At 53.7% G+C, this 13,807-nt stretch carries 12 protein-coding genes; 4 read left to right on the top strand and 8 right to left on the bottom strand.

Going from position 1 to position 13,807, the window contains the following annotated elements:
* Window positions 1-150 precede the first annotated feature (150 nt).
* On the top strand, window positions 151-1,269 hold the full coding sequence (locus WKI47_RS06065) for an LCP family protein (RefSeq protein WP_340226277.1): 1,119 nt from the start codon (window positions 151-153) through the stop codon (window positions 1,267-1,269).
* 403 nt (window positions 1,270-1,672) lie between these two features.
* Complete coding sequence (locus WKI47_RS06060) at window positions 1,673-2,983, top strand: glutamate-1-semialdehyde 2,1-aminomutase (RefSeq protein WP_340226276.1); 1,311 nt, start codon at window positions 1,673-1,675, stop codon at window positions 2,981-2,983.
* 432 nt (window positions 2,984-3,415) lie between these two features.
* Here the strand turns inward: WKI47_RS06060 and WKI47_RS06055 are convergent, their stop codons facing one another.
* The gene (locus WKI47_RS06055; protein ID WP_340226275.1) at window positions 3,416-3,961 is read right to left on the bottom strand and encodes a hypothetical protein; all 546 of its coding nucleotides are present in this window, start codon (window positions 3,959-3,961) and stop codon (window positions 3,416-3,418) included.
* Window positions 3,962-4,221: 260 nt separating this feature from the next.
* On the opposite strand from WKI47_RS06055, the gene WKI47_RS06050 reads away from it, so the two are divergent.
* Both WKI47_RS06050 and WKI47_RS06045 read left to right on the top strand, forming a co-directional pair.
* Window positions 4,222-5,169: an ATP-binding protein gene (locus tag WKI47_RS06050; protein WP_340226274.1), complete on the top strand. Its 948-nt coding sequence runs from the start codon at window positions 4,222-4,224 to the stop codon at window positions 5,167-5,169.
* Window positions 5,170-5,195: 26 nt separating this feature from the next.
* On the top strand, window positions 5,196-6,092 hold the full coding sequence (locus tag WKI47_RS06045) for a tetratricopeptide repeat protein (protein ID WP_340226273.1): 897 nt from the start codon (window positions 5,196-5,198) through the stop codon (window positions 6,090-6,092).
* 115 nt (window positions 6,093-6,207) lie between these two features.
* Here the strand turns inward: WKI47_RS06045 and WKI47_RS06040 are convergent, their stop codons facing one another.
* The 7 genes from WKI47_RS06040 to WKI47_RS06010 form a co-directional block, all read right to left on the bottom strand.
* Entirely contained in the window at window positions 6,208-8,592 is a 2,385-nt protein-coding gene (locus WKI47_RS06040) for a PAS domain S-box protein (protein WP_340226272.1), read from the bottom strand.
* 248 nt (window positions 8,593-8,840) lie between these two features.
* Entirely contained in the window at window positions 8,841-10,082 is a 1,242-nt protein-coding gene (locus tag WKI47_RS06035; RefSeq protein ID WP_340226271.1) for a stalk domain-containing protein, read from the bottom strand.
* Between the two features lie 142 nt (window positions 10,083-10,224).
* A complete protein-coding gene (locus WKI47_RS06030; RefSeq protein ID WP_340226270.1) occupies window positions 10,225-10,506 on the bottom strand; it encodes a hypothetical protein in 282 nt (93 codons plus the stop codon).
* A gap of 14 nt (window positions 10,507-10,520) precedes the next feature.
* Window positions 10,521-11,381 (bottom strand): inositol monophosphatase family protein, encoded by an 861-nt coding sequence (locus WKI47_RS06025; protein WP_340226269.1) that lies wholly within the window; start codon window positions 11,379-11,381, stop codon window positions 10,521-10,523.
* Between the two features lie 444 nt (window positions 11,382-11,825).
* Window positions 11,826-12,110: a hypothetical protein gene (locus WKI47_RS06020; RefSeq protein ID WP_340226268.1), complete on the bottom strand. Its 285-nt coding sequence runs from the start codon at window positions 12,108-12,110 to the stop codon at window positions 11,826-11,828.
* Window positions 12,111-12,229: 119 nt separating this feature from the next.
* Window positions 12,230-12,559, bottom strand: a complete 330-nt coding sequence (locus WKI47_RS06015; protein WP_340226267.1) for a hypothetical protein — start codon at window positions 12,557-12,559, stop codon at window positions 12,230-12,232.
* Between the two features lie 40 nt (window positions 12,560-12,599).
* A complete protein-coding gene (locus WKI47_RS06010) occupies window positions 12,600-13,688 on the bottom strand; it encodes a D-alanine--D-alanine ligase (RefSeq protein WP_340226266.1) in 1,089 nt (362 codons plus the stop codon).
* Window positions 13,689-13,807: the final 119 nt, after the last annotated feature.

Genomic DNA, 13,807 nt, shown 5'->3' with positions numbered 1-13,807 from the left:
ACGCATTCCACGACACCTTTAACCATACACCAGAAAAGCAAACGAAAAATGGTGAATTGCCTGCCGCTCCGAAAAAAATTATAATGTAGGGATATCGCGAAGGCAATGTGTTTGATGCGTATTCCCTCCAGAACGAAAGGAAGAAAAGCAATGACGAAAAGTCAAAAAAAGACCCTGATCTGGACGCTGTGCCTTATTTTGGCGGCGGCGATCGGCTATGCGGTTTTCTATTTTACCAGCCTTTACAATCAAGTCTCCGGTCTGCAAAAGGTCGGCGAAAGCTCTCCGTTCCGCAATATTCCGGTTACGGAGACGACGACCGTTCCGGAACCTCCGAAATGGGAAGGCAGCGAAGCCGTTAACATCCTGCTGATGGGCGTGGATGCGCGCGGCGTCGAAGAAGGCGAGATTCCCCGCTCCGACTCTATGATCGTAGCTTCAATCGACCCGACTGCAAAAACGATTCACCTCTTCTCCATCATGCGCGACACCTACACGGATATTCCGGACCACGGCAGACAGCGTATCAACACGGCGATCACCCACGGGCCGAACACCGCCATGCAGGCCGTCTCCGATCTGCTCGGCATTCCGATTCAGTATTATGTCTATACGGACTTCCAAGGCTTTATCAAGCTGGTTGATGCCGTCGGCGGCGTCGATTTTTATGTGGAAAAAGATATGAAATACTTGAGCGCGGCTGATCAGCATCTGTACGATATCGATCTCAAAGAAGGCCAGCAGCATCTGGACGGTACGACGGCGCTGCAATACGTCCGTTTCCGTCACGATAAATTGTCCGACTTCAGCCGCACCGGACGCCAGCGGGAGTTCCTGCAAGCGATCGCGGACAAATTGAAATCAAGCACCTCGATCATGAACCTGCCGAACATTCTGGAGCAGGTCAGCCCTTATATCGACACCAACATGAGCGTCAGCGATATGTGGAAGCTCGCCACGGTAGCGTATGACAGCAAAATGGGCGGCAGCGAGCAAATCCCTCCGAACAACCTGCTGCGCGAAGAAACGATCGGCGGCGCGGCGGTATTGACCGTCAGCAGCGAAGACAAACTCAAAGAATTTATTCAAGATACGCTGAGCGGCGCCAACGACGAATCCGAAGTTCCGGCGGACGGCACGACTCCCGCAACGGACCAAGAAGACGGCACGGCGCCTTCGGATCTGGAAAAAGCGCCGATCTCTTCCATCCCGGCTCCTTCCGGCACCAAAACCGAAGCCTCGGGAACCGATACCGGCGACCCGCAGTAATCCGACTGTGCAAGCTGTCACTAAAACTTAACCAAATCCTCCCTATACGCGGGATGCAAAATTCGTTACGCTTAAAGAACGCCTTTCGAAAAAGCACTTAGGTGTCGAAAAGTCCAACGTAGCTGGAAGCGAGAAGACGGAGAGAGAAATTCAGGTCAAGACGCCTTTGAACTCGGAAAACTCCTTATTCAAATCCCATCCATTTTCCGAGTGAGACAGCGTCTTTTGAAGCATTTCGAAGAAATGCACTTCGGAAGCGTATGCTGGCAATTTCTCTCGCAGTCTTCTCGCTTCCCCCGCCTACGCAACTTTCTCGACATCTGAGCGCCTTTCGAAAAGGGCGCTCTTTAACGTGAATCGGCACCCCGCCGCATCCATACACACCCTGAAAGGAACGTGAACCATGAATCGTCCAAATTCCGAAAAACTCTACGCCGAAGCGCTTGAACATATCGTCGGCGGCGTCAACAGCCCTTCCCGCTCGTTCAAAGCGGTCGGCGGCGGCGCTCCCGTCTTCATGAAAAAAGGACAAGGCTCCCACTTCTGGGACGTCGACGGCCATGAATACATCGATTATCTGGCAGCGTACGGCCCGATCATTACCGGCCATGCGCATCCGCATATTACCGAAGCGATCGTGCGCGCCGCACAAAACGGCACGCTGTACGGAACGCCGACCGAGCTGGAAATCCAGCTTGCCAAAATGCTGAAAACCGCGATTCCGTCGATGGACAAGGTTCGCTTCGTTAACTCCGGCACCGAGGCGGTCATGTCGACGATCCGCGTCGCACGCGCCTATACGGATCGCTCGAAGATCATCAAGTTCGCAGGTTGCTACCACGGACACTCCGACTTGGTACTGGTTGCCGCAGGCTCCGGTCCTTCCACGCTCGGCACGCCGGATAGCGCAGGCGTACCGGCCAGCATCGCGCAGGAAGTCATTACCGTGCCGTTTAACGATCTGGAAGCGTTGGAACAAGCTTTGAACCACTGGGAAGGCCAGATCGCGGCGGTTATGGTCGAGCCGATCGTCGGCAACTTCGGGATGGTCATGCCGGAAAAAGGCTTCCTTGAAGGACTATGCAAGCTGACGCACGAACACGGCGCGCTCGTCATCTACGACGAAGTCATCACGGCGTTCCGCTTCCATTACGGTTCGGCGCAGACTTTTGCCGAGTTGGACAATCACGACGCCATTACGCCCGACTTGACCGCGCTGGGCAAAATCCTCGGCGGCGGCCTGCCAATCGGCGCTTACGGCGGCCGCAAACATATCATGGAGCAGGTCGCTCCGCTCGGTCCCGCTTATCAAGCGGGCACGATGGCGGGCAACCCGATCTCCGTCTCCGCGGGCATCGCTTGTCTCGAAGTGCTTCAGGGCGAAGGCGTCTACGACGAGATGAACCGCCTCGCGATCACTCTCACCGACGGCATTGCCGAATCGGCGAAGCGTCACGGCGTTCCCCTGACAATCAATCGCATTCGCGGTTCGTTCTCGACGCATTTCTGCGATCATCCGGTGACCAACTACGATCAGGCTCAGGATACCGACGGCGAAGCATTCGCCGCGTTTTTCCGCGGCATGCTGAATCGCGGCGTCTGCCTGGCGCCTTCGAAATACGAGGCTTGGTTCCTGACGACGGCACATACAGACGCGGATATCGACCGGACGCTGACAGCGGCGGACGAAGCTTTGAAAGACATGCGCTCGTAACGACTCGCAATGGATTGTATCTTGCTTAGAGGTTGGCCTCCGCCTGGAGCGCGTGCTCTCTGAGTACGAATCGGCGGAATCGAATAAACAAACGAAAAAGCAAACGAAAAAAGCGATGGACTTTGCGTAAAGTCCGTCGCTTTTTCGTATGGATCGATTTGAACGCGATGAAAAGCGGATCGGAAAGCAGCCTGTCTGCCTATACCTGCAAATATCCACTTATTTTCGGCCCCATTGAGCGAACTGCTGAAATACCTGCAAATATACAGGTATTTCAGGCAAACAAGGCTCAAAATAGCGGATAGGGACGAAATAACTGGATATTTGTTGTTATTTTGTTCGGAGTCGATCTTCTTGCTCGAAATAACTGGATTTATGCAGGTAATGGTTATAGCGCTTCGCTATATGCGCAAGCAATCAACTTCCCTGCGTCTATTCCAACCCGTTTTCCCGCAACAACTCCGCCAGATCAAGATCCCGATGCAAGCCATGTCCCCAACTCATGCGCACGATCGCTTCCGTTTCTCCGGTCAAAATCTGTTCGTAACATTCCCGCTCTATGGTGAATTGAAGCCCGTATCGGCCGGTTTCCCTGCTCGGCACGTCGACCAAGACCGCTTCGCCGACGAAGGAAATGCCGTTCGGCATACCGCCCGGCAGCACACTGGCTTCGACGTCTCGCATGGCCTTCAACGGGTTACGGTTGTCGATGTCCAGTTCCAGCGGAAGCGTGACAAGCGTATCTTCCGTGCCCGTTTGTTCCGTCGGCTGCTTCGGTCGCGTGGATGATTCCGAGGATTGCAGCACCTTCATCACTGTGAAATCACCCGATTCGTTTTGAAATTCCGGTATGCCGGTTGCAGCGCTCGCCTGTACGCGGGGCGGGAACAGGACAAACGATCCGAATCCGAACACCGTTTCTTCGAATGCCAAAACAAACCCCAAACTCAACAGTAACGCGGTTTTCTTTTTTCGCATAAGTTCTCAATCTCTCCGATCTGTGTGAAAATATCGCTTAACGCGGTTTCACGAATCTGCTTGCCCAAAAGGGTAGCAGATTCGTTTCTCCTTAAAATTCGCTTGGCGCGGGGTCACGAATCTGCTTGCCCAAAGGGGTAGCAGATTCGTTTCTCCTTAAACGCGTCGGCGGGGCAAAAGTTACGGAACCGCGCGATTCTGGTGGAAGTCCCTCCGGATCGGTTATGATAAAAGAAAACGGCACGCGGAAAGGAGATCCTATGGACGACGACAAAGAGCTTCGCCGGAAAAATCTCAAAGTCATTCAATTCGATAAAAACGCCGAGGATCTGATCGAAAGCGAAAAACCGACGATTACTTTCGCGGACGTGGGCGGTCTGGAAGAGATCAAAAAGAAAATCCGCATGAACTTTATTTTGCCGCTCAAACAACCCGAGCTGTTCGCGGCTTACGGCCGTCAGGCGGGCGGTTCGCTGCTGCTCTACGGTCCGCCGGGATGCGGCAAAACGTTTCTCGCGCGCGCCGTGGCCGGGGAGATTGACGCGACGTTTTTGCATCTGGAGCTTCAGGCGATTTTGTCGATGTACATCGGGGGCAGCGAAAACAATTTGCATAGCATTTTCGAGACGGCCCGAGCCGAAGCGCCTTGCGTGCTGTTTATCGACGAGTTGGACGCGCTGGGTGGCAGCCGCCACGGCATGCGTCAGCACCATGACCGCATGTTGGTCAACCAACTGCTGATCGAGCTGGATGGATTGGCGAGTTTTAACGAGAACGTGTTTATTATCGGAGCGACGAACACGCCGTGGTATCTCGATTCCGCGCTGCGACGTCCGGGACGTTTTAACAATCTGCTGTTCGTGACGCCGCCGGAAGAAGAAGAACGCCAGACGATCCTCGACATGAAGCTGGCCGACAAACCGATCGACGGCGTCAACGTGCGCAAGCTGGCCGAAAGCACGCCGCTGTTTTCCGGTGCCGATCTCGACCAGATCGTGCGCGACGCGACCGAGATGGCGCTCGAACGGGCAATGGAAACGGGCGAGATCCAACCGTTGGCGGATACCGATTTCCGGCGCGCACTCAAAAACCGGCAAGCGTCCACGCTCGACTGGTTCGCGACCGCGCGCAATTACGCCACGTTCAGCGACACGAACGGCGAATACGCGCAAGTGCTCGATTATATCAAAAAGCATAAAATCCGGTAAACGCAAAAAGTCGGGGAGGTCAAGGGATGGACGAACAAAGCAACGGCCCGGTTCCTCCCGGCCTTCGGGCCGAACGCTTCCAACGCTTGTTGGATTGGGACCGCAACAAAGAAGCTCTGGCCGAAGCCGGCGAATGGCTGCGCGAAGAACCGGAGACGCCGCAGCCTTACCGGGCGTTGGCGTTGGCCTATATCAATCTGAACGACAGCGAGAAAGCGTTGGAATGCACGGCGCAAGCGCTGCGGCTCGATCCGAACGACGGAGACGCTTGGTTTTTGCGCGCGGTCGTGTACTACGGCACCGGAAAATGGGCGCAGATGGAAGAAGCCGCCAACGCGGGACTGCGTCTGAATCCTTATCGCGCGCATATCCATTACCTGCTCGCCAATATGCACAACAAAAACGGCAAATTCGATCGGGCCCGGCAAAGCATCGAGCAGGCGCTGAACATCGATCCGGAAAACGGTCTTTATTATGCGTTGTACAGCTATGTTTTGGCGAATCTGCGTCAGTTTGAAGCATCGATCGAAAACGGGGAAATCGCGCTGCGCAAAGACGTCGAAAATCCGCAAACGTTTCTGTACCTCGGTTGGGCGGCGGATCGGCGTGGCGACGCGAAGCAAGCGAAAACGATGATGGAACAGGCGATCCGGCTCGATCCGGACGACGAGCAGACGCGGACCGAATACATGGAGGCGCTGCAAAAAAACTACTGGTTTTACCGCATTTTTACGCTCCCGGTGTTTTTGCGTCGGTTCAAGCGCTGGCAGTTGATCACGTTTTGGGTGGTCGCTTCGATCGTGCTGCGGCCGCTGGTGATACTGCTGGTCTTTTTGTATATGTTCAGCTTTATGATCAGCAAAGCGTTCGTGCACGTGCAAGTGTACGGCTGGCGGCGCGCGCCGAAAAGGCGGAAGAAATAATCTTCCGCCTTTTTCTGCGTGCTGCCTTTCGGGGATAATGACAAGGGTCGTGCTTCTCTTCTAAGACTGCGAGATTACGTTCGTTTATACGCAGTCGCGGTACATACGAACCTGTTCAGATCGCTGTTTTTCGACCTTCCAAAAAATCGCGCAACCGACTGTCGGGGTCGAGCAGAACGCGGCGGATATCGGCTTCAGAGATCGGTTTGGCGATATATTCCTGCATGCCGCTGCTGCGGCATTCCTGTTCGAAGCCCGGCTTGACGAACGCGGTGACCGCGACCAGGTACGGAACCTGTTCTGCGGGCAGCATCTGACGGATCAAGCGGGCCGCGGTCAAGCCGTCCATCTCGGGCATTTGCACGTCCATAAAGACGAGATCGTATCGGTTTTTGGAGATCAGTTCGTAAGCTTCGATTCCGTTCTCCGCCGTGTCGGCGGTATATCCGAGCTTCAGTAACAGTTCTTGCAGCAGACGGCGATTAACGGGATGGTCTTCGGCGATCAGGATACGAAGCGAGCCCAATTGTTCGGTGACAGGAAGTTTGGAATCGCTCGCGATCAGATCGGCATCCGAGCGAATCTCGTAAGTTTGCAAAGACTTGGAGAAATCGGTGCACGGCAGCGTGAATCGGAAAATGGAACCTTCGTTTTCGCGGCTGTCTACCCGTATAGTGCCGCCCATCAGCTCGACCAGCCTTTTGCAAATGGACAGTCCCAGACCGGTTCCGCCGTATTTGCGGTTCAATTCCGGATGAAGCTGAGAGAAAGACAAAAATAACCGGTCCAGCTTTTCCGCCGCGATGCCGACACCCGTATCTTCGACGCGGAATTCCAGTACCGGATCGTATTCGCCGGACTCCGGAATGACTTTTACCGAGACGGTAACTGTTCCTTTTTCCGTGAATTTGATCGCATTTCCGATCAGATTCGTAAGCACCTGCCGCAATCGTACCGGATCGGTTACGATCTGCTCCGGCACATCGGATTCGATATTCCAACGCAGGTCGATTCCCTGTTCCGCCGCATGGGACGAAAATAAATCGGTCGTACCGCTGACCAGCGGAGCAAGCAGGAAACTTTCCGGCTCCAGCACGAGGCTTCCGGCATCGATCTTGCTGAAGTCGAGCACGTCGTTCAGAATGCGCATCAACGAATGGCCGCTATTGCTGACGATCTCGACGAATTCGCGCTGCTGTTCGTTCAGATCGGTATCAAGCAACAGATCGGTCATGCCGAGCACGCCGTTCATCGGGGTGCGGATTTCGTGGCTCATCATCGCGAGAAACTCGGATTTTGCCGAAGCCGCTTGTTCCGCCAGCTCTTTTTGACGCAAGATTTCCCGTTCGTTCGTGATATCGCGGAAAACGACGACGGTTCCCTGCACCTCGCCTTTGTCGATGATCGGATTGACCGTATACTCGACCAAAAAGCTCGATCCGTCTTTTCTCCATAACACGCCTTCGCTCACCGATCGGGATACGCCGTCTCGAACGGTCGCGCAGATCGGGCACTCGTCTACCGAATACGGGATTCCTGCGCTGCGCGAATGGGACAACAATCCGTGGTTATCGCTGCCGATAAATTCGTTTTGCTCATAACCGAGCAGACGCAAAGCAGGCGGGTTGGCGAACATGGTACGACCGTCTTTGCCGATGCCGAAAATACCTTCCGAAACGGCGTTCAGAATCAACGTATACTCGTACCCGAGCTGCTCGATTCGGCGAACGTACCGCTTAAGCTCGGTAATATCGCTGGCAATGCCGTAAACACCGACCACCTGGTTCTCTACGACGATCGGTACGTTGATAATATTCAAATCCGCCGGCTGTCCGTCTTTGCGGATAATCGAAGCTTCGTAATTTTGGGGAATCCCCCGGCAAGCCTCTGCGAAATGCCGATTGGTGCGCTCCAGATTCTCGTCTTCGATCGCGCTGCGGTAAGAGATGCCGATCAAGTCTTCTCTGCGGCAGCCCAGCAGCGTAGCCATACTATCGTTGCAGGACATATAGACGCCTTCCAAACTGAGCGAGTATACGCCGGAAGGATTGTAATCGAACAAAGATTTATAGCGCTCTTCGCTTTCCTGGAGACGACGTTCGGCCAGCTTGCGTTCCGTTTTGTCGCGACATACCACGTAAAGGCCCAACTGCTCCGCTTCGTGGATCAACGGAACGAACTCCAAATGAAGTTGCAGTTCCGCTCCCTGTTTGTGCCGCATTCCGAACTCGATCGTGGTCGTCCGTCCTTCGGACGCCTCGATAAACAAAGCCCGAAGCTCCCCGAACGCTCCGTCCGGAACACCGTTCGCGACGCGAGCCATATCGGCCAGCTCATACGGCGTATATCCGGTAATGGCCTGAACAGCCGGATTTGAATCGACGATTGCCCCAACTTCATCCAGTACAACGATTCCGTCCGGATGGTTGGCAAGCAGAGAATGGTAGATGCCGGTTTGCGACACCAAATCGTTGAGTTTTTTTCTCCGCTTTTGTTCCACGCTAAATTTCCCCTTAATCGAAATTAATCGAAAGATGATGAACACTGTCTTGCAACACATTCATAACTACCTGTTCATTACCCTTTCGACAAAGGAAAAAAACGATTCGACAACAAGGAAGGTTGACGAATTTTTGCCGGGTTGTGATTCTGCTTCGGCTTATCCGTTTTGGGAAAGCATAAAAAAACAGAAACGGAAAAATCCGTTTCTGTTCGGGTTGGTTTGCGAAAAGAAAGTCTCACTTCAAATCAAGGATTCACGAAAACCGTACGCAGGCGGGACGTGTATTGCACATCGAAGCCGAGTCCGTCCGCCAAAACGGCCAGCGGAACGTAAGTTTTCGAGACGCCGTTCACTTTCTCGGTGAACGCCGGGATTTTGATCGCCGTGCCGGTTCCGTTTACGGTAATCGATTTTTTGCCGACCGGAATCGCGACATTGCGGCCGCCGAAGTCGATGCTGGCCGTAGACGTTTTGTTATCCCATTTGAGGTTGGCGCCCAAAGCGTCGGTAATATCCCGCAGCACGACGAAGGTCGTTCCGTTTTTCAGGATCGGCTTGAAATTGGTGTTCAGTTCTTTGCCCGAGACGACGACGGCTACCGTGGTCGAGGCCGGGGTTTTGCTCAACGTACGGTATTCTCCCCAAATCTTTTCGGAAAAGACTTTGGCCAGTGCTTCGTAACCGACCTGGTTCGGGTGGATATCCTGACGGGCGATATGGGTCATTTGCATCTCGCGCCCGACGAACAGCGGAGCGACATTGACCGCTTCGACATGGCCACCTGCGGCGTTTTGTGCCGTTACCACGCCGTTCAAAGTCGTCGTGTACGCCGTTGCCGCCTGGTTAAGCGTCGCGTATAGCGTTTTGGCTGCGATCGCCGGTACGGGCTGGTATTGGTCAGCGACCACGATCCGCGCGTTCGGATTGATTTCGCGCAAATCGGTCAGTACTTCGCCCAGATTGGCCGCGTACGTTTGAAGCAGCGCTTCGACCTGCGGCGTCAGTTCTTCTGCCGTAGGCAGACTGCCGGTAATCAACGGCAGCAGATCGTTGCCGCCGATCGTGATCGTGATGACGTCGGCTTCCGCCACGTCGGCGCGCACGGCTGCGACGCTGGAAGCGAATACGGCGGCGTTCGGATCGCGCAGTCCGGCTTGAATGCCGTCGGCCGTCGTATTGGCTCCGGCGCGGACCGCCTCGATATAATGTTCCAGCCCGAAAGAGTTCAAGCCGGAAATTCCGTAGTTATCCACTTCGGTACGTCCGTGAAAACGTCCTTGTTCCGCCAGGCGCGGCACGAAACCGTAATAATCGGCTGCCGCTTTTTCCGGCTCGTAACCCGCTGTCAACGAATCGCCGAACGTGACGATCTTGTAAGTCTCTCCCGCCGCGAACGTGTCGCGAATGTCCGCCAGCCCGAATGCCGGAAGAATCAGTGCCGCGGAAGCGAGCACCTTCCAGCTTTTTTTCCATGTCGTCGTTGTCATTGTTGTCTCCTTCTGGTCCTCCCGGACCGCTTCGAATAGGGGCGACATCCGGTCTGCGAGCGTGCAGCCGTATAATCAAAAAACTGCCGTCGCATCGGAACGCACTTCCGAATACGGCGGCCAGCTTGTCTATCTTCGTCGTTTACTTCGCTTCGTCCGGCTCGATTTCCTGCGAGTCCAGACGTGTTTTTTTCAAATAATCGTCATAACGGTCATCGATCTCTTCGGCCATCTGACGGTAAAGACGAGTTTCTTCCACGATCGGATCAAGCGACGTCTGAATCCGGATCTCGTACCTCGGCGAAATCTGCTCACGCTGCTTGCGCTCGCGATCTTCGTCTTTCAGTTCGCCTTCCGTCAACAACTCGCTCAGCTCTTCTTCCAACTTTTCCATTCCGGGTCTACGGTCTTGCGTATCGCTCATGGCGATTCCTCCTTTTAGACTCCTGTAGCGTCGGCTTCCTTCAGCACGGTCAACAATTCGGCATGCAGGGTGCCGTTCGTCGCCACGATATTGCGTACGCCAAGATGGTAAGTCTCTCCGACCGTATCGCTGACGCGGCCGCCGGATTCGGCAACCAGCAAAGCGCCCGCCGCGATATCCCACGCATTCAGGCCCGCTTCCCAGTAACCGCTCAATCGACCCGCGGCTACATGTGCAAGATGCAGTGCTGCCGATCCGCCGGCACGCAAGCTGCGCGCACGAGGGGCAAGCGCTTCGATGCCTCGGAGATTGATCGGAAGTTTCACGACCGGATCGGCCGGGAAGCCTACCGCGATCAAACCTTCGGCCAAACGTTCTTCCTTCGATACCGCCATGCGAACGCCGTGAACATAAGCGCCTTTGCCTTTTTCCGCTACGAACATCTCGTCCCGCGACGGATCGTAGATCACGCCCAGAATCACTTCGCCGTTATGGGCCAGCGCGATCGAGACCGAATAGAACGGGAAACCGTGTACGAAATTGGTCGTTCCGTCGATCGGGTCAATAATCCACAGATATTCTTCGTCGCGAACTTCGGACAAAGCGCGAATCGAAGCTTCTTCGCCCGGTTCGACGCTTTCTTCGCCCAAAATGCCATGATCGGGAAAATGGGTCAGGATCAAACGGCGGATCATCTGCTCGGCGCCTTTGTCAATCTCGGTGACCAGGTCCTGTCCGGATGTTTTCGTGGACAATTGACCGTGCGTTCCCTGTCTGCTTCTTATCCATTCGCCTGCTTTGGCTGCCGCGTTGACCGCGACAGCGGTATAGCTTTTTCCTGTGAGTACATAAGGGATTTTGTCGTTCGATTCCACGATTGTACCGCCTTTCTTGGTAAAGGTGACTGTACCAACAACAGTCTATGATAGTGAGTTCGAGTTGACCGATGAGATCACGACCGAGAAAACTGGAACATCTTCTGTCCGGGCTCCAGCATGGGTCACAGCCATAAACGATGCCGCTCAAGGCCAACTCGCTCCATGAAAAACGTAACGATGCAGCATATGGGTTCATTTGAATCTGATGCGGCAACTATTGATGATAGAACAAGCATACATGTGCGTGCAAATACATGTCTCTAAATCTATTATGCGCAATTTTGCGAGACGGCACAAGCATACATATATGTATGAATACGCGTGTATAGGTTTGACAGTTTTAAAATTTGGTTCTCCAGCAAAAAACGTCACGTAACTCCGATACAATAATTCCAGAAAGTAATGCGCTCCTGTACTTGTACACCTTTACTAGTGTTTAATTCATGAAACTTCCCAAATAAAACCAAGAATGAATGATGAAATGAACGGCAAAAGGATTGCATTGATTAGTACATGGTCATTTTTCCGGTTCAGAAAGTATACAGCGGCAATAAACGGCAGAAGAGTTAAAAGCATAAACAGGATCGTTTGCCACTTTGGCGGCCCATGAAAAACAATAAAACCTCTCCCCGTAGTCAACAAAAGTGTAACGAACAAACTCAAAAACAGCAGACCGCCGCAAACACTCAATACGGCAACCCCAATAATTAAAAGCACCCTTAACATGCTATTCACCTCCTTCTATAAAAAACCCCTCCGGTCTCCAGTGTCGATCTCATTTTGCACATGAGGTCTTTTTTCACTGTTTACCTTGAGGGGAGGTTAAAAGCGTATCTGTTAGAACATTAGTCTTGTTTCGATTCCTGTTCTCCGAAATACATCTCATGCGCCAAAGCCGTGAGTACCCGCGATTCTTCGTCCGTCAATTTACGGATCAGATCAAGTTCGACCTGCGTGATTTCTTGGCCTTGAAAATTGATCTCCGCGATCGAGGCTGTAACCAACACAATCGCGACTGCTTGATTGTCCGGCGTGTACGCGATCGCTTTTTGCCCGGTAGGAAAAATCCGAAATCCGTCTTTGCGTAACTTGCCGCGTCCGTATTCCAAAATCTCATAAAGCTCTTGTTCGTTTTTGAATTTGCAGATCGAGGTGAACTCCGCTTCGAATCCCATAAGTCTCTCTCCTTTTAACGTTCTATTTATCTTTGACCGCTTATCTTCCGTACTGCAATTGTGTCCGTACTTCATGTCTCTCCAACGCCAGCTCGATCAACTTATCGAGCAGCGCCTGATACGAAGTCCCCGTCTCGCGCCATAGCAGCGGATACATGCTGAACGGCGTGAAGCCCGGCATCGTATTCACTTCGTTGATCAGAATCTTGTTATCGGAACGGCGGACGAAGAAGTCGGCGCGGCACAGTCCGCTGCCTTCAACCGCTTTGAACGCCCGAATCGCCAGTTCGCGCAGCGAATCGGCCAGGTCGGCATCGACCGGAGCCGGAATCATCATCTCCGATTTGCCGTCGATATACTTCGCGTTATAGTCGTAGTAATCGCCGGAAGACACGATCTCGCCCGGTACGGAAGCCTGAGGTTCGTCGTTGCCCAGCACGCCCACTTCCAGTTCGCGTCCGTCGATGAACGTCTCGATCAGTACTTTGCGGTCGTAACGGAGTGCCAGCTCCACCGCATCGATCAACGCTTCCTGATCGGCAGCTTTGGAAATGCCCACGCTGGAACCGAGGTTCGCCGGCTTAACGAAGCATGGATAGCCAAGTTTGTTCTCCGCTTCCTGCAACAGTTCATGACGGCTTACGCGCCAATCGCGCTCGCCGAACGCGATATACTCGCCTTGTTCAAGGCCTGCGGCGGCAAACAGCTTTTTCATTACATCCTTATCCATACCGGCGGAAGACGAAAGCACGCCCGCGCCCACGTAAGGAAGTCCCGCCATTTCGAATAGTCCCTGAATGGTGCCGTCCTCGCCGAACGTGCCGTGCAGCAGCGGGAACATCACGTCTATGCTGCTATCCTGCCCGCTCAACGCGGCGAACATGGCGCCTGCCGCTTCAGCCGTGCCGCCTGACGCGGACTCCAGCTTCATGTCTTCCACCGAATTCATCGGTCTGTCAAGAACAGAACCCATTCGCCACTCGCCGCGAAGGGTAATATAAAAAGGAACGATCTCATATTTGCCATAATCGAATGCGTTCATTACCGCGAAACCGGTCTGCAATGAAATCTCGTGTTCGCCTGATTTGCCGCCATATACCAGTCCTACGGTTACTTTGTTTGCTGTCATGTCTGAACCCCCGTCAATTCATTAAAAACTCTCTCACCAGTATAGTAGATCGGCGGCCTGCCTGCAAAGAAAAGACGCATACCGCGAGGCTTCCAAATTCGATGCGACGCGGCAATTTG

The organism is Saccharibacillus sacchari (assembly GCF_037722395.1).
In the GTDB taxonomy this organism is placed as follows: domain Bacteria; phylum Bacillota; class Bacilli; order Paenibacillales; family Paenibacillaceae; genus Saccharibacillus; species Saccharibacillus sacchari_A.
This window is presented reverse-complemented; position numbering and strand designations above follow the sequence as displayed.